The organism is Bacillus sp. RO1, assembly GCF_012524115.1.
Lineage (GTDB): Bacteria > Bacillota > Bacilli > Bacillales > Bacillaceae_I > Sutcliffiella_A.
Window position 1 is genome coordinate 16,732 of record NZ_JAAZWB010000088.1, and the last position, 18,354, is coordinate 35,085.

Genomic DNA, 18,354 nt, shown 5'->3' on the forward strand with positions numbered 1-18,354 from the left:
CTATAGTTTATTTACGTTTTCTGTTCTTTGCTTTTAATAGTTGATTCATACGATCTTCGGAAGGTTTTGTTTCTTTAGGTGAGGTTGGAGTTTCTTTCCGTGGTTTAAATTCCTTCATTTCTCCCACTTTCGGCTCTTCCCTTTTTTCCGTCTGTTTAACCTTCTTTCTTTGAATCACTGGCTTTTTCCATCTGTTGTCTGGTTTATTCTTTTCCTTTTTCTCCTTACCTTTTTTCCAAAAGGCTAGCGATATTAAGCCGAACCTTCTTATAAAAATTTCAATAATCAGTAGGAAAAAGGCAATAATGATAAAAGGTAACCACACCGTCTGAGACTGATAAACATTCTTATGGTAAGAACGAAACACTTCCTTGGGATCTTCTAACACTTTTCCATTTTGATTTGCCGTGATATTTTTAAGCAGTTCCAAATTAACTGGCCTTTGTTCAAACTCCGTGGAAAAAGGTACAACCATTCCACTAGTATAGGTTGAGACCGTCTCCCCTTCCTCTTCTTGGGTAATATTGAGGAAGTAGATGTCGGGTATAGCTGAAAATTCCACTTCGTACTGGCCAGGCCCCACCATTTTACTTTTAGCGTCTGCTATAATTTGACCTTTATTGTTTGAGACCGATATGGAAACAGGCATCAATATATCCTCAATTGCTTGCACCTTCACGGAAGCTCTACCTCCATCGACAGTGGTAGAGATGTCATAGGCTCCCTGCTCATAAGATGGCAAAGACCAAGTAACCATTTCATTCCAGAAAGCTGTCCATTCTTCCCATGAAGGAAACCCACCACTCCAGGCACCGGAAACATCGGAAGTCCAAGCGATCGTTCTTCCAAGTCCGTAATTCATTCGAGCAAGGATGGGATCCTCTTTTTCACTCGATATGATTTGCTCAGCCCGTGATTTCAATGTCGTTGCTATATACGTATTAAGGAACGGTGTCCCACTTTCAAACTTTTTGGACCAATCATATCCTGCATATACAGTCGGTACATGAGGATTATCTTCTATATATGTTTTTGTAGTAAGCGCGGTTTCCCTAGAGAGAATACTTGGGACTGAGCTTGCTTCATATACTTCGTAGAATCTTCCTGTTCCAATTTCTGCCAATTCTTCTAATAAGGAAGTATCTGCATCTCCACCGATTGCTACTGTCGATAAAGTTACATTATTCGTTAAACCTTCTTCAATGATTTCCTCGTATGGCCCATCATTGGATTGTCCATCCGTTAAAAGGATAATATGCTTGCGTTTAAGGTCCATTTCATTCAATTGCTCATAAGCCTGGTTAAGGGCAGGGAAAATATCTGTTCCACCACCTAAGGCGGTAGAACGAATATTCTCAATTACCTCTTCTTTATCCTTAATCGGTTTTGTCTCTACCACTGTCCAAGGCTCCGTATCAAAGGCAATAAAACCAAATGTATCTTCTTCTTTCAATAGTTCCACTGCTCGTGCTGCAGCTTCTTTAGCTAAATCAAATTTCTCCCCCATCATACTTCCCGAACGGTCCAAGACGATAATTAAACCAAGAGAAGGGATTTCTTTTTTCCCTTTTACATCCATATCCACAGGTAGAATTTTTTCAATCGGAGTTTGGAAATAACCTCCGAGACCATAGGATTGATTGCCACCTGTCATCGTGAAACCGACACCAAAATCCCTGACTGCCGTTTCAATGAGTTCCATCTGATTTCCACTTAAAAGGTGACCGGACACATTATGAAAAATAATACTTTCATATGCCAGGAAACCGCTGAGTGTCGTCGGTAACAGACTTGGATGAATGCGATCAATTTTCCATCCGCTTGCATCTAACGCGCGGAACACATTTTCCCCTTCCCCCTCCTGGTCCACCATAAGCACTTTAGGTTGGCCCGATACCTGTGTTAGAGAGTGAGAGATATTGTTTTCCACAATCTTATCTACTTTTGGAAAAATTTCTGCTTTAAACGTATACAATCCAGGATCTTTTAATGGAATGGAATAGGAATAAGTATTCGACCCTTTTGCCACTACCACTTCCTCTTTAATGATGGTTTCATTATTTTGAGTAATATGCAAAGTGGCTTGCGTGTCCACATTGGCCTCAAGACCAATTTGAAATGGGACAGCTTCCCCTTCAAAGCTTGTTTGTGGAGTATGAAAAGATTGTAGTGACACATCTTCCACATACGGTGCCTGAAATGCCATAGCATCCATTTCTATATTTCTACCCTTATAAAAACTAGATTGTTTAGTACTATTCCCATTTGTTTCAATTCCGTCAGACAGTAAAACAATTCTCCCTTTACGATTCTCTGGGATGTAATTTGCGGCAAACTCCAATCCCTCTTCAATATTAGTGAATTGTGAACCGTCGTTAACTGAGAGTTGGTGAATGGTTTCCTTTTGATCGGTAAAGGATCGTTCAAGTTTCGGCTTTTCTGAAAAAGTAACAATGCTATAACTATCCTCTTCTTTCTTCTGCTTAATAGCCTCATTGATGGAAGATAGTATTTCTCCTTCCATCCTTTTCACGCTATCCGATTGGTCTACAAGGAAGACAGTATGTGTCCCTTTTACAGGGGAAAGAAGCGATGGCATACATAGTCCTAGTATAAGAAACAAATAGATTAAGCTTCTCAAAGAGATAATGACATACTCCTTTTTCCGCTTCACTTTCTTTTTACGCCAGAACAAAACAAGACTGATTAGTACCGGAATAAGGAATAAAAGCATGAGAGGATGTTCAATTTGAAATTCCACGTCTGTAAACCTCCCATTCTACCAATAAGATGACAAGCGCAAGTATTAAAAACAAATAGGAAATGTCCTTGCTGCTTGTAGACTCTTCATCTTGATCTATAGTAGGATTTGCCGATATGGTAAAACTCTCCTCCGTCTGAATGGATTTTTCTCCATCATCCAACATGATATATAGTGTCTTGGATTCCTCCGACTCTTCCGTTGTCTCTTTTAACGTGTACAATCCAGGCGTTACGGGAAGTTCTATAGGTTGTTCGAAAGATTCAGATGAAAAAACAATCTTTTCATCCTTATCTAGAATTTCAGCTTTCCTTACATCAGATGCTGGAAAATAATCCATCGTCTGGCCAGGATAAAAATAACCCAACATCCCCCGATTCTGTGTCAATTCCTGAATAGAGTGAAACATGAACAACGGAAAACCGGGATGGAGAGGCCAGTCACTCGAACCAAGCTCAAATGTTACGACAATAATCGGATCCCCTTTATATGTTCCTGAGAGAATCAGCGGTGTTCCTCCTCTGCTTGCTACCACATCTAATGAGGCAAATTCTTCAGATGAAAAGGTCTTTTCCACATACACTTTCTCCATTGCCACTGATTGCATTAACGGGTTTGTCCTATTTGCCGTTATCTCTCCTGAAAGATCGACTTCTTTTTCCCCATCATCCCCCGATAGAAACACTAGCTTAGGCCCAGAAGGCCAGTCGCTTTTTGGCAGCCCTTTAATAAGGTGAACACCATCAAATTTATTCCCTTCCGCTGGATCGGAAGAGAGATGAATAACATTCGTACTTGCAATCTCGACAGCTTTTCTAGCAAATGGATGTATATCCTTATGCACGTAAACAGTTGGATCCTGTTGCTGGCCAAGAAATGTGTATTGTTCATTATCAAGCAAATATTGCTTGTCTCCACTCAATTCCACTTTATACATTGTTGCAAGCGGAAGATCTTTCAGATAGATGGTCTTTACTTTATTACCTTCTACCTTCTCAGAAACTTGCTTTACTATTTCCTGCTGTTCATTAACTATCGATAAGGTAAACTCCTTTGAATCGTTACTTTCATTTTTTACGGTAACTACCCCTACTACTGTGTCTTCACGCTTGGCTACTCCGAATGTTTCAACTGCCAGATTCTCATGTGAAGTTCCTATATTATGAGCGTAAAAGGCAGTATTTTGATGAAGTTCTAAGGATGCTTCTTTTTTAAAATTGTCGCTTAAAAGCTGTATGTTCCCGTTTTCTTCTCCTAGAAGACTTTTAGCCATATTGATGGAATCAATCACATTTGGAGAAGCGTAAGATGCTTCTATCTTTTCCACGTGGTTTAACACTTCTTTTTTCGATAGAGACCTTTCCGTCAAAATTTCAGGGGTCTCCTTTGCGACGATTACCGTCATTTCTTGATTATCGACTTTATCTATTATTTGCACCATTTTCTCTTTGACCAACTCTAATCGCGAATTCTCCCCTTCCTTTGCTGTCATCGATGCTGATGAATCAACAATGAAAATGAGATGGTCCCCTTCAATTCCTTCCTTCTTAAAAAAAGGCTGCGTTAAAGTGATAATAAGAAATAGCAGTGCCAATAACTGAAGATATAAAAGCAAATGGTGTTGCAGTTTCTTCCACCAAGCCTGCGCTTCGAATTCATTCATCCATTCTTGCCATAATAGGACAGAGGGGATAGCTTTTTTCTCATATTGCTTCCTGAAAAAATACATGAGTATAACTAAAAGTAAAAATGCACTGAACAAGAAATATATTGGTGCTGTAAAACCCATTCCCATCACCTAATCCAACCTTTAGAGGTCATCCTTTTAAATAAAATATCTTCCACATTCTCTCCTGTATGGCACATAAGGTAGGAGATTCCCCTTTCAAAACAAAACCCTTCTAAGATCTCCATTCTTTGTTGCATTTTTTCCTTATAATTCTTTCTAGTAAAATCAGAAACTGTTACATTCACTTCCTGATTGGTTTCGCTGTCAACCAGCATAAAGTCGCCATCAAAACTTGGATCAACTTCATCCTCTTCCAATACTTGCAACAAGTAGACTTGTTGTCTATTTGCCTGGATAATCTTCAAAGTATGAATAACCGAGTCAAGTGGCTCAAGTAAGTCACTGATGACAATGGATACACTGCTTTTCCTTTGAATATGGTTTAAAGCAGCTTCAGAGAATAGAAGGGAGGTATTCTTAGGCTCTATATCCTCCACATATTGCATCATCTGAAAGAGGTGACCTTTCCCTTTTCGATATAAGTAGGGAGCCTGTTCACCGTGAACATCAATAATGGATATGCGATCCTCCTGACTTAGCCCTATGTATGCAAATGAAGCTGTAAGTGTTTTGGCTAGTTTCCATTTACCAGAAGAACTGGCCATGGAATTCGTACAATCCAGATAAATGGAAGCTGAGAGCTCTTGCTCATCTAAATACCGTTTAATGTAATGCTTTTGCGTACGTGCGTAGATATTCCAATCCACTTGCCGAAGATCGTCCCCTTGCTCATACATTCGATAATCAGAGAAATCATGAGATGCACCGAACCTTGTCGATTTTCTTGTTCCTTTATGCCAGCTTCTCTTAAGCTTACCTACTTGAAGGCTATAAGCCTGTAGCTGCTTGGTTATCACAGAATTCAACATGAGAGCTACCTTACATTCAATACTTTATCAGTGTATTGAATGGCATCCTCTAGGATAAGATCTTCTTTCACTCCAGAAGCTTCCCCTTCAAAATTTAAGAACAAGCGGTGACGAAGGACAGGGATGGCAGCATGTTTGATATCTCCTTTGGAGACATGAAAGCGTCCTGAGCAGAATGCTCTTGCTTTTGCTACCTTAATTAAACTTTGGACACCACGTGGGCCTACACCGTAGCGTACATATTTTTTTACAAGTTCACTGGCATGCTCTTCTTCTGGATGAGTTGCCATGATCAGCTGAACCGTATAGTCTAACAACTCCTGTGAAACTAGTATTTCCTTTGCAGCGATCTGTATTTTTTGCATCTTGTCTGTATCTAAAAGTTTCTGAACATGGTAGGATTCCGTTCCTGTAGTCCTTTTTATGATTTCATATAACTCTTCCTTCTTTGGATACCCCATATTTATTTTTAGAAGGAAACGGTCCATCTGCGCCTCCGGTAGCGGATAAGTTCCTTCCATATCAATCGGGTTTTGTGTTGCTAATACAAAGAATGGGGATGATACCTTTCTTGTCTCCCCCATGATGGTCACGGTCTTTTCGGCCATTGCCTCCAAAAGGGAACTTTGCGTTTTAGGAGTTGCCCGGTTTATTTCATCCGCAAGAACAATATTAGAAAAAATAGGACCCTCATGAAACACAAAGGATTGTTTCCCGTTTTCGTGTATCTCAATCATTTTTGTTCCGGTAATATCGGATGGCATTAAGTCAGGAGTGAACTGTATCCTTGAAAAATCAAAGCTTAAGACTTCTGATATTGTTCGAATGAGCATGGTCTTCCCTACACCCGGCATCCCTTCGAGCAAGGCATGGCCATCTGACACCATCGCCCAAATCAGTTGTTCGATAACTTCCTCCTGACCAACAATCACCTTTCCTATTTCTTGTTTCACTTCCTGCAATGTATCTTGATAATATTTCAGTTCTTTTTCTTTCTCTTCCAAACTGATCACTTAATCTGCTCCCTTCGGATCCACTTCACTAAAGTATTGTTTAACCACATTTTCTAATCTTGAAGGCAACTGCATTCTGTCCAGTGATTCCCTGTAGGACTTTTCATAAGATGAGAATACTTCCTCATATGGTCTTGCTTGCCCTCTCAGGGTAGGAGCGTCTGGAGCATCCTCGTATTGAGATTGCCCTTCCCCAGTTGGCCCCCCATCCGTTTCATTCTGAATATCACTCTTGATGTTAGAAGGAACCGTAAAGGTTTGCTCACCCACACCTACTCCTGCACCAAGTCCTCCACTGCCTTGTCCTTGGCCTTGGCCTTGACCTTGACCCTGGCCTTGACCCTGGCCCTGACCTTGACCTTGACTCTGGCCTTGACCTTGACCTTGACCCTGGCCTTGACCTTGACCTTGACCCTGACCTTGACCTTGACCCTGACCTTGATCCTGGCCTTGGCCCTGGCCTTGCTTAGAATTTTGAGCAGTTTGATTAGAAGAGGTGGGGTTGTTGGAATTAGATAAAGTCAACTTAGATGGGTTCAACCCAGCTTGCGACATTTTTCCATATTGATTGGAAGCAGCTGCTTGAAGTGCATTCTGCAACGCCTCCATGTCAGATAGTGCAGAAATGTCTTGCAATAGCTCTTCAAGTTGTTCCAACAATGCTTCTAATTCCTCGTCAGACATTTCCTCCACTTTCATTTCTTCTTGGTCTAAGAGGGTATCTGATAGTTCTGATAGCTCTTTTTTCTCTGCTTCTGATAAGGATTCAATATTTTTCTTCATACCATTTAATAGCTTCTCTAAATCTTCATTCTTTTTATTTAACGCAAGATTCGCCAATGAGTTATCTGGCTGATCTTTTGCAACCTCTTTCAAGCTAGCTTCCTTTTCTTGAAGCTCTTTCATCTTTTCAGCCAAGTTATTTTCTTTTTCCATTAGTTCTTTTAATAACTCATCTGCATCTTTCTCATTTTTAAGTTCTTTGAGCTCTTCTAACTCTTCCTTTATCTCTTTGTTATCCTTCAATTCTTCAGCATCTTTTTTTACTTTATCAAGTGTTTCCTCTATTATTTCTCGTTCCGCCTCTACAGCCTTGGCTTCTTGCATCTTGTTATTTGGAAACAAAATTAAAAGCACAATGAGGCATATTGTTAATAACGACATAGAAATTATTTTGGGGTGTATGTGCTGTAATTTTGCTTCTTTAATAACTTGTTCCTTCTTCTTAAGATGGTCATAAGCCTCTTTGCGCTGAAGCTGTGCGACCAAGGAGGTATCCTTCACATAATCAAGAGATGTGGTAAGTCTGTCCTCCTCCAAAAAGGCATCTGAATATCTTGCTGCATCCCAAGTCGAGGGTCTTTTTCTCCAGTAGAGGAGGAAAACTGCCATGCAAGCAATTCCTCCTAACCAGAGAGCTCTTTCGATTAAGTAGGGAGTAACCACCATTCTGGCAACGATGAGCACACTTAAAAAGCTGATGCAAAATGCCAAGATGGCATATTGCACCTGTTTAGAAATAAGTTGAAATCTAAGCTTTCTTCTAATGGAAAATAAAAACCTGACGATAAGATCGTTTTCCTTCATAGATTATCTACCCTTTACTTGGTTTCATATTTGGGCGTAACTTTTTGATGCTAAGCAAAATCAAGATGATGGAAATGGTGAAATATGAAATGATCAAGCCTACACCCAAATGTAAATCTATTCCCGTTACATTCTTTAATTCAATTGCTGCACTAGGCTCAAATAACGCTAACATGACACCGAAGGGATTAAACATTGCAATAAAGTACGGTATCGAGTTTGCTTGTGGACCTGTTGCACCGAATTGCGTAAAACTTATGGTGAACATGGTAATGATTGCTGTACCCGCAGCAAGGAAAAAGGCTACACCATACGTACAAATCATGGCTACAATTGTTTTACGAATTAATGTGGAGAAGAAAACTCCTATACTTCCTAAAGTAGCCATGGAGAGCAAATATACTCCGAAAGTCATCATCAAAAGTTTCGGCGATATTCCTCCAAATAAGAAGACAATGCTGTATAACGGCAAGCTGGAAATTACAATCAACAATAAAAATGATAAGGACGACACCAACTTGCTGACTATGATGCTTGTAGATGATTGCTGTGTCGTCAGGAGAATATTTAACGTCTGCTTTTCTCGCTCACTGCTAATAATTCCTGCTGTCAATCCAGGTGTCATAAAGAAAATCAAGGCTAGTTGGACAAATGCTAATATCATGAACATGTTCTTACTATTTTCAGCACGGAACATACCCATGGAATTGTATCTTGTCTCCATATAGATATAGAACAAGGCGATCAGACCAAGTACACCGAGGTAGAATAGAATCCCCAGGAAGCTTTTGAAACTCCTGAAACGTAATTTGAACTCTTTATTTAACATGGGGTTAATTAGTTGAGCTTTCATTTTTCCACACCCTTTGTAATTTCTAAGAAGATATCTTCCAAGTTAGATTCTTCTTGACTCAAGCTAAGAATCATTATGCCTGAATCTAGTGCTTTCTTTAGCAAAACAACTTGTTCTTCATCTGTCCCTTCAAATGAGAAGGATAAGAGATTTGACCGTTGTTCACTTAGCTGAATATTGGAGACACTAGGAATATCTTCAAAGAATTTAATAGCTTTATCTATGTCTTTCAGAATGAGTACTTTCAGAACTTTATTGGCTTGCAGTTGTTGGTGAATTTCTTCCACTCTTCCTGTAGCAACAAGCTTTCCACCATTAATTACACCAATTTCATCACACATCTCCGCAAGTTCTGGGAGTATATGCGAGGAAATCATGATGGTTTTCCCCATACTTTTTAATTCTCTTAAAATTTCTCTCATTTCGATCCTTGCCCTTGGATCCAATCCGGATGCGGGCTCATCCAAAATTAATACTTCGGGGTCATGTATTAATGCTCTTGCAAGACAAAGTCGTTGCTTCATCCCCCTCGATAATACATCTACATAAGCATCTTTCTTATCTGTTAAATTGACAAGTTCGAGAAGCTGAGGTATCAGTTTTTGCCTTTCTTCTAGAGGGATGCCGTAACTTGCTCCATAGAAGTCCAGATACTCATCTGTTTTGAACTGATCATAAACTCCAAAGAAATCCGGCATATACCCAATATACTTTCGAACCATTTTGGGATTCTTCGTAACATCATATCCGTTTACAAAAGCAGTACCAGATGTAGGTGCGAGAAGGGTAGACAGTATGGAAAATGTGGTCGATTTCCCTGCCCCATTGTGACCGACAAAACCAAAAACTGTACCTTTTTCAACCTTCAGGTTCAATGAATCCAATGCTGTGAATTTCCCATATTTTTTTGTAAGATTAATGGTTTCTATCATTCTTTTAACGCTCCCTCTACCTGTACTCCCGGCAATTGTATCTCTGTATCAAAATTATTTGGAATTCTCAATCGAACAGTAATGCTTCCATGTTCATTGAAATAATCGGAGAGATTTCCCTCTAATGTGATAGAAGATTTATTTTCAAGCAGTTCTGCTTCACTCGTTTTATAGTTGAAAATAAAGTACTCTACACTTCCGTCTCTTGTACGAAGTTTAACTTTCACTTCTGTCATTTCATCTTTTGTAATGTCGACCATATCCGGTAGGTTGTAGGTAAAATCATAAGTCCCTCCGCCTAGATATACGTAAGTTTCGCCAAATTGTAGACCGTTATGGTGCACCATGCCTGTTTCACCTTCTGTAACCTGTATGCTTGGTGATAAATGTTCCTCCGTGAAACTAAAGCTTCCTCCACCTGAATTAGTGATCGTAATTGGTAAAACAATAAGATGAGAGGCATTTGATTTTCCTGATTTCCCGTCCACCTTTGTGTTCATCACTGCGTCTGTTACATAACCAACCAGAATAGGTTGAGAGGCTATAGAGAAAATATCTTTTCTGTTGACAAGTAAATCAAGCATTTGAAATTTCTTATAGTCTTCCAGCTCATGTTTTTCAATTTGATTTGCCCCTGCTCCCTGATTATAATAACTTTGGAAATTAGGGAATGCCTTTGTTGCAGAAGAGCTACTCGGTGCGGTCAATGCATTGGCGATGTTTCCTCCAGACACCTCATATTCAAGATCCACTTTTTCCCCTGCTTTAATATCTCCAAGTGGTTCAGAGTTGCGACCTGATAAAATAAATGCGTCTTTTAATTCATATTGCATTTGGTTTGAAATCGTCCCTTGTACTTTTCCATCTTTCATAGAAATAGCATGTTCAATTTTCCCTAATGGCAAAGCATTAACATTTCCGATACTTGTACGCGTTGACCAATATTCCACATTATTAAACCTGATTTCTGTTCCTTGAGATAAAGAACTGACATATGCATAATTTTTCATCAATTCAAAATTTTCGTTATAACCGTAAGTCATAGGGAAAAGCGTGGTATTTTCTCCGGTTTCCATTTTATAATCGCCGCCACTATTCGTAAGAATGCTCGCCACACCATAGCCACTGGCTGTTTCCGTTTCATTGTCCAAGAGGAGTATACTCGATTCGTTCACTTGCGTTCCTGATATTCTATCCTTGGCACCAATCCCAAAAACTGCAACACTAGTAAAAATGGCTAGAGCTGGAATGATCCACCATGCCTGTTCTCGTTTGTCCGATCTTTTAAGAATAATATACAGTACAGGAATAACTAAGATTAGATAAATAGCAAATGCTCCAATCAACAGTGGAACTGAAACGATCGACCCTGGAAAAGCTTCCCCAATAGGGCTTAATTGGTGAGTTAGTTCTTCCATGACAGGCATCTTATAGTGATTCGGACTCTTAGTAGTAACCTTTTGAAGGACACTACTCCACCATGTGTTTAGTTCGCTCCATTCTCCAAAAAGTGGGGAAGCCAAGTTACTTGTGATTTGGGTTACTGTCCCAGTCCCGGCATTCATCATAAGCGTGATGGGAGTTTCCCCATCCTTTGTCAGAATAGTAGTATCTTCCTTTATTACATTCCCAGTGAATATAGGAAGATCTGGAAAACTACTTTTCTCATTCAATTTCAATAGTGACGTTTCATTAGTAGGATCAAGCAGCTGAAATTCTTGCAAATCTCCTAAATCTTGACTCAGACCTACCTTTGTATCAAACATCAAGGAGCCACCGTTATTTACCCAGTCCTTAATGGCTTGTTGTTGCGGAGCCGTTAAAGTGGCCAGTGGAAAATCATGTACTAAAAGAACATCAAACAATTCAAGACCATAGGATTCATTTGGAATATTCTCACTGCTGATGTTTAGTAATTCCATACTTTCGTTTTGATATTTTACTAATTTCAAGAAGTTTACTGCATCATGATTATTGCTTAGGACTCCTAGTACGACTCTGTTATCACCGATATATCTTGGCTGAGCATTTGCATTACCTTTCAGCTTAACTTCTTTTCCTTTTTCTACTCCCCCCTCATAAAAACTGACAAAGTCATTTCTAGTACCGGAGTAGTTATAAGACATATGATCGGAGGTCCCTTTTACTGCAAGTTCCAACGTTTTGGAACCTCCTGCTTCTATTTCAACCGGGATTACATAACTACCGGCCATATTATATGTAGGGCTTGAAAAAACAACGATATCCCCTTTTGTCGCATCCCCTTTGTTCAACAATTCAATCCTGATTTGGTGTCCCTTTCCCATTTGTACTTTATTGTCTACACCAAATTCCACTTTCACTTCTAAATTTGTTTCTGCGTTCGAAAATGACGGATACATAAATAAACCGATAACCATCAAGAGCAAACATTTTTTAATTAACAACCATGCTTTCACGTTTTTTCCCCCTAAATGTGACAATCTCTCTTATATATTTTCAAATAACTATATCTAAGACGTAACACTTTAGGAAAAAGTTTCAAATTGTAATAAAAAAGAAGGGGATTTTCCCCTTCTTTTTAATCCATTACTCCCGTACGTAAAATTTCCACTTTAATATTTACTTTAAATTCAGCGTCTTTGTACAGTTCCCGCCATTCATCTTTGCTATATGATTCATTTCCTACTTTTGCGCGATAATAGTTACCGAAACCTACTGGATCCGCCACCATCTCCTTGCTTTTCTCCAATACTTGGATTAAATGTCCTTCCATATCTTTTCCTATGGCCTCTTCTAGTTTTTTTATAGCTTCAGGATTACCCAGATCATAGTTTTCAGATATTTCCTGCATTCGTGTTTTCACCGTAATATTTATGGAATAAGAGGGTACTTTCTTGTCTTGTAACTTTATTTCAGTATCACTTCTAAGATGATCAAGGGAAACAAAGACACTTTCCGCTTGTTTATTGTTTTTAGTAAGGATATATTTTTTCAACTGTTCTTTAGGGAGAGTTATCTCTATACTACCCGCCTCAAATGGATCAAGCAGCAGTTTTAAAAAGAAGGAATCATTACTATCCAATTCCCCGACAACTTTATCATCCTGAAATAACGATAACCCTTCTATAACGATTGTATTTTCCTTAAAATTCAATAGAGGAAGTACAGGGTCATGCCCTTCACTGTAGTAACTCTGCATAAATTCATGCAGGGTAGGTGAAAGTAACGTATCCCCTTCCACATTTTGTGTAATCAATTCGTATAAAAAAGTACCAGCATTCGATATATCTTCTGATTCTTGTGAAAGCCGAAGAAGGTCCTGTGCTTTAGGTCTGCTTACTGCAAGAAAAGACATCGTTCCAACTTGCGCATCCCGGGAAAGAGTATCAATTATAGATATTATTCCTTCCTTGGCTAATTCCTCCCCATAAATCGCCACCCTCAATTGCCCAGATACAAGCCTTCTACTTGAAGCAAGGTTTTCTTTTTGTCGTACCCCTTTACTTGTATGAGCTACAGTCGTGACCATTTTTGTATTATTAGGATGCATGGGATCAAATTCATAGTAAATGATAGAGCCTTTTAGCATTCCATCTTCATTATCATATCCCATTGCTGTAATTAGACCAAGTTCCTCCAATGGTTTTTGGGCAACACACCCATTTAAGATAACAATTACGCAAAGCAAAATAATTTTTCTCATCCCTCCCTTTTCACCCCTTTAATCTTTTCTCGTAAAAATACGATAAACGAAAGTAAGATGGAATAAACAAAGATCGTATAAAACCCAAATACCCCTACAAAGTCAACAAACTCATTGATCTCTGTGCGCTTTTGAAAAAAACAGCAACATATTAGCACAACCACACTACACAGGATGACCAAGCTTTTTTGCCTTATGTTAAATATTCTTTTTAACCCTTTAGATGCTGCCCATAGCAAATAGAGGGTATTAGGAAGGATTATTACAAGCCATAGGGAGACCGCAAAAAACTCAAACCTCTCTAAATTCTGAAACTGTACTATCTTAAACATGGATAGGGTAGCCCATATCGTTTTTTCTAGTTGTTCCCCGCTATAATATCCAATCGCCACGAAAGTTACCGTGAAAATCAGGATAAACGTAAAAAACACTGCTAATTGAGCGTATTTATGGACTCTATGTTTATCTCTTACGTATGGATAAACGAAATACAGTATCTCTAATCCCAGAACTGTATAGGAGGTTTTATAAGCACCTTTTAACAGTTCTTTTGGAGAAGCCTCTAACATAGGCAAAAAATTTGTCCACTCCATGTACCGAAGTGGTACTACTAACATGAAAATTAGCCAAATGGTTAAGAAGAACCCTAAAAAGCTGACTCCAACAATTGTCTTTATTCCCCCATATACCCCATAAATTGAAATTAGAAGTAATAGCGTCACAATCGCCCATGTTTTTAAATCTGGAAATACCCAGGCCTGTACAATCTCGGTATAAGTTAAAAGCAAGGACATTAAACCTGCTAAAAGATATAGAACCAATGTTAAATTCAACGCATTGCCTATCCATCTACCAAACAGTAACTTATGGATCTGAAACAAGTCCTTTGATTCGAACGTTTTAAGCGTATAACACATGGCAAACACGACAATAGCCATTCCAATGTAGCTAATGATAATAGATAACCACGCATCCTGCCCAGCTTCAAAAAAGATGATACGCTGAACTCCAGCTATACCCACACCCGTTTGGTTTGTATGAACTATAAAAAAAATTAAATAAGCCGATATAAAAAGTGACTTTTTCGTATTTGTAATACTATTCATTTAATCACCTTATTCATCTATGTCTTGAGAAGCATCCTTTTGAAAAGAAAAGAAACCTTCTTTGTTCGGATTTTTCCTTATCAAATGAATCGGCATCCGGAAAATGGTGTTAATTGCATGTTTCTTATCTAATGGATAAACCGGTTTAAGATAAGGTACACCCATGCTGGTCAAGCGAATCAAATGAATCAAAATGAAGCAAAGCCCAAAACTAATGCCAATGCCCCCCCATATTCCTGCCAGTATTAATATTGGAAATCTTACTATCCTAACAGCAGTGCCCATTAAATAACTAGGGGCAGTAAAGGAGCCTAGAGCACTTAAGGCAACAACTATAATGAGGATGTTGCTAGTAAAACCCGCTTCCACCGCAGCTTGCCCTAACACAATACCCCCTACGATACCCATTGTTTGCCCTACTTTTGTCGGAAGCCGAGCACCTGCTTCTCTTAGTAATTCAATCATGACTTCCAACAATAGGGCTTCAAAGATTGGTGTAAAAGGTACTTTTGATCTTGACTCCCCAAGGGAAACCAACAAGGTAGAAGGAATCATTTCATAGTGATAGGTTATGATGGCAACATATGCTGGAGTAAGGATAACAGAAAGAAACATGGTGAGATAACGCAGAAACCGGATAAAGCTTCCCATATTCCAACGCATATAAACATCTTCTGTTGATTCAAAGAAATTAAATAGGGAAGAGGGACCCAGCATTACCATAGGACTCCTGTCCACAAAAACTGCAACCATCCCTCTTTCCACGCTATATGTTACTCTATCAGGAAGTTCCGTCTGTACAAATTGCGGAAAGATGGAATAACTGTTATCTTCAATTAATTGTGCTAAGACGGACGTATCGAGTATGTCATCTACTTGAAGAGAATTGATCTTATCCCTAATTGATTTAACTATTTCCTCTTCTGCCATCCCTTTTAAATAAACGATTCTAATTTCCGTTTCATTCTTTTTACCGACCGCCATTTTTTCAGTACAAAGGTCTTCTGATACTATATTTTGCCTGATAATACTTATATTTGTACTTAAGGACTCAGTAAAAGAAATTTTGGGACCAAAGACAAGTGATTCTGTTTCTGCTTTCTCTAAACTCCGTTCCACTTTTTTACTGACGTTTATCAATAAACTTCTCTCAGCCTTTGGTGTAATTAAAAGTACATATCCTTCCAACAGCTTATTGATCATTTCATCCATATCTTCTGTCAGCTTAGACTGAGTCGAGGGCAATTGATAAATTAATTCCTGCATATCTAAGGAAGAATTGTCTTTAGTTTTATCTATTATAGTAGGAAGAATGGATTGATTCAGTACGTTAGTATCAACAAGGTTCTTCATGTAAATAAAAATAATTGATAGTTGATTTCTTTTCATTTCATAAAAATACAAATCAGGACTGTCATGAAAGGTCTTTTTAAAATAGTCCTGAAGATCGCATATATCGTATGTAGTTAGATTCCTTTTCTCCATGCGGACCACCCTTTCATTAATCTCCCATATAAATGTAGGCTTACCAAGATACGTAATTTTATGAAAATCTCTATTGTACAATCTTTTAAAAGTCATGAGCAATAAAAAAAGCCAAACCTATGGTTAGGTCGACTTAAGGAAATTCGTTGTTATTTAGTTCTACTGTCAAGACTGCTATAACTCGATCAATAAATGCTGTATAGTTAAATTCCATCGCTATTCGATGAACAGGGTATTCTGCCAATTGAACGAAATCACGAAAATCACCGATTGTTTGCCCAAAAGCAGTACCTTGGGTTTTGACTACTTTTATTGGTTTCATTTCATACTTGATATGCTTTTCGTTAAACACTCCCCACAATGTCACCACATCATGTAGGGGAGCTCCAAGAATAGTAGGAATCTGAGACTTATAAAATTGCCAATAGTAGTCCATCATCGGTTTGATAATAGTACCGAGTTGATTGTTTTTCTCTTTATTTATTTTACCAATATGATTTACCATGTCCGCTGTCAAAATAGCTCTTTGAGTTACATTGAGTGGAAAAATGGTCAAATTCTTGGCATAGTTTATTACAATATTAGCTGCATATGGGTCTCCATAAATATTCGCTTCAGCTACAGGTGTAACGTTTCCTGGAAAATTGAAAGCTCCTCCCATAATAAAAATCTCGTTTACCTTGGCCACTGTTTCAGGATAAAGTATAAATGAGGTTGCTAGGGAAGTTAATCTTCCTACACAGACAATAGTTAACTCTCCATCAAATTTTTCAATAATATCATAAATCTGGTGGAAGTTTTCAAATACATCTCCTTCTTCTTGAAAATCTTCTGGTAACATGTACCCCCCAAATCCTTCAGGACCATGCACTTCTGGATAATATATTGGAGGTTCTCCTGTCATAGACCTTTCAGCTCCTCCAATAAGTGGAATATCGTATCTTCCAGTATTCCTTTGGAGGTATCTGGCATTTCTTATAGCAGTTCTTTTATCAACATTGCCGTATTCTGCTACCACACCGACAATTTCTACATTTATTTCATAATAGGCATAAATGATTGCCATGATATCATCTATGCCAAAATCAGCAAAAAGTAGCACTTTTCTCTTCAAACAGATCCCTCCTCTATGTTAAGGTGCCATAATATATTTACTTTAGATTAAGACAAACCAAGACAAACATACAGGCACAAGGGACGGGGGGCGAATAGTCTATTATTGATTAAGTAGGATAGGAGGAAGGAAACATGTCTCAATTTTATAATCAGTGTCGTCGTTACCAGGGACAAATGGTGACCGTGAGATGTCGTGATGGTTCATCCCATCATGGAAGAATTGTTAGAGTATCACCAAGTCACGTTTACATTCAACCAACTGGCGGTAATAGATTCGGTGGATATGGCATGGGCTTTTGGGGTGGTTATTACGGAGGATATGGGTATAATCCTGTAGCAGTCCCGCTTGCATTCGTAACAGGTGTCGTTTTAGGAGGTCTATTATTCTGGTAAAATATCATTGTCACTAAAATGCAGTAACAGTGTTACATGCCTCGTTCACAATAGTGTTAGATTTTTCTGTATCTCACTATGTTATAGTATAATGGTACAGTTTATGTGAACGAGGTGTAATTTATTTATGAAAAAATTGGCATTAGCTGCTTCCTGTATGATAATTCTAACCGTGGGTTGTTCTAATTCTGAAACGCAAAGAAACAATGCACAACAAAAGGAAGAACAACACCATCATAACGAGAAACCCTCCTTTTTCCAAGGAGATCTTAGGGAAGAAACGGCTTCAGTGGAAGTTCTGCCTTCTTTTTTGAAGGACAAGCCAGAAGATATGCAGCTTATCTATTCAGCCGCAGCACAGCACAAGGAAGTTCTTGAATATATTCCGTGTTATTGTGGTTGTGGCACTTCCGCCGGACATAAAAGCAGTTATAATTGCTTTGTGTATGAAAATAAGGAAGACGGTTCTCTTACTTGGGATGACCATGGCACAAGATGTGGGGTCTGTTTAGAAATTGCAGCCACTTCTGTCATGGAGTACAGCAAGGGAAAAAGTGTAGAAGAAATAAGACATATGATTGACGAAGCGTATAAAGAGGGCTATTCAACACCTACGCCAACACCTGAACCAGAGAATGGATAATATAAAAAGAGGCTGGGACAAAAATAAAAAAGCCTAATAAAAGACGAACAATTTAGGTGTCATAGGTATTGGCTCTAAATAACGCTGTTGATCTCCACAAATGGCTTCGCTTTCCTAGGGGC

At 38.7% G+C, this 18,354-nt stretch carries 14 protein-coding genes; 2 read left to right on the top strand and 12 right to left on the bottom strand.

Going from position 1 to position 18,354, the window contains the following annotated elements:
- Nucleotides 1–7: 7 nt before the first annotated feature.
- The 12 genes from HC179_RS18430 to HC179_RS18485 form a co-directional block, all read right to left on the bottom strand.
- The gene (locus HC179_RS18430; protein ID WP_168865667.1) at nucleotides 8–2,761 is read right to left on the bottom strand and encodes a VWA domain-containing protein; all 2,754 of its coding nucleotides are present in this window, start codon (nucleotides 2,759–2,761) and stop codon (nucleotides 8–10) included.
- Nucleotides 2,745–4,550, bottom strand: a complete 1,806-nt coding sequence (locus HC179_RS18435; RefSeq protein ID WP_168865668.1) for a vWA domain-containing protein — start codon at nucleotides 4,548–4,550, stop codon at nucleotides 2,745–2,747. The genes HC179_RS18430 and HC179_RS18435 overlap by 17 nt, the downstream gene beginning before the upstream one ends.
- A 5-nt stretch (nucleotides 4,551–4,555) precedes the next feature.
- A complete protein-coding gene (locus HC179_RS18440; protein ID WP_168865669.1) occupies nucleotides 4,556–5,419 on the bottom strand; it encodes a DUF58 domain-containing protein in 864 nt (287 codons plus the stop codon).
- A 5-nt stretch (nucleotides 5,420–5,424) separates the two neighbouring features.
- Nucleotides 5,425–6,432, bottom strand: a complete 1,008-nt coding sequence (locus HC179_RS18445; protein ID WP_168865670.1) for an AAA family ATPase — start codon at nucleotides 6,430–6,432, stop codon at nucleotides 5,425–5,427.
- On the bottom strand, nucleotides 6,433–8,019 hold the full coding sequence (locus HC179_RS18450) for a hypothetical protein (protein WP_168865671.1): 1,587 nt from the start codon (nucleotides 8,017–8,019) through the stop codon (nucleotides 6,433–6,435).
- 7 nt (nucleotides 8,020–8,026) lie between these two features.
- Complete coding sequence (locus tag HC179_RS18455; RefSeq protein WP_168865672.1) at nucleotides 8,027–8,872, bottom strand: ABC transporter permease; 846 nt, start codon at nucleotides 8,870–8,872, stop codon at nucleotides 8,027–8,029.
- Nucleotides 8,869–9,804: an ABC transporter ATP-binding protein gene (locus HC179_RS18460; protein WP_168865673.1), complete on the bottom strand. Its 936-nt coding sequence runs from the start codon at nucleotides 9,802–9,804 to the stop codon at nucleotides 8,869–8,871. Before HC179_RS18460 ends, HC179_RS18455 begins: the two co-directional genes overlap by 4 nt.
- Nucleotides 9,801–12,242, bottom strand: a complete 2,442-nt coding sequence (locus tag HC179_RS18465) for a hypothetical protein (protein ID WP_168865674.1) — start codon at nucleotides 12,240–12,242, stop codon at nucleotides 9,801–9,803. Before HC179_RS18465 ends, HC179_RS18460 begins: the two co-directional genes overlap by 4 nt.
- 122 nt (nucleotides 12,243–12,364) lie before the next feature.
- Complete coding sequence (locus HC179_RS18470) at nucleotides 12,365–13,489, bottom strand: Ger(x)C family spore germination protein (protein WP_168865675.1); 1,125 nt, start codon at nucleotides 13,487–13,489, stop codon at nucleotides 12,365–12,367.
- Nucleotides 13,486–14,595 (bottom strand): GerAB/ArcD/ProY family transporter, encoded by a 1,110-nt coding sequence (locus HC179_RS18475; RefSeq protein ID WP_168865676.1) that lies wholly within the window; start codon nucleotides 14,593–14,595, stop codon nucleotides 13,486–13,488. Before HC179_RS18475 ends, HC179_RS18470 begins: the two co-directional genes overlap by 4 nt.
- Before the next feature lie 9 nt (nucleotides 14,596–14,604).
- Nucleotides 14,605–16,080 (bottom strand): spore germination protein, encoded by a 1,476-nt coding sequence (locus HC179_RS18480; protein ID WP_168865677.1) that lies wholly within the window; start codon nucleotides 16,078–16,080, stop codon nucleotides 14,605–14,607.
- Nucleotides 16,081–16,213: 133 nt separating this feature from the next.
- Nucleotides 16,214–17,194: a nucleoside hydrolase gene (locus tag HC179_RS18485; RefSeq protein ID WP_168865678.1), complete on the bottom strand. Its 981-nt coding sequence runs from the start codon at nucleotides 17,192–17,194 to the stop codon at nucleotides 16,214–16,216.
- A 134-nt stretch (nucleotides 17,195–17,328) separates the two neighbouring features.
- Between HC179_RS18485 and HC179_RS18490 the strand changes: the two genes are divergently transcribed.
- Entirely contained in the window at nucleotides 17,329–17,589 is a 261-nt protein-coding gene (locus HC179_RS18490) for a hypothetical protein (protein ID WP_148989743.1), read from the top strand.
- Nucleotides 17,590–17,716: 127 nt separating this feature from the next.
- Nucleotides 17,717–18,232 (top strand): PCYCGC motif-containing (lipo)protein, encoded by a 516-nt coding sequence (locus HC179_RS18495; protein WP_168865679.1) that lies wholly within the window; start codon nucleotides 17,717–17,719, stop codon nucleotides 18,230–18,232.
- Nucleotides 18,233–18,354 lie beyond the last annotated feature (122 nt).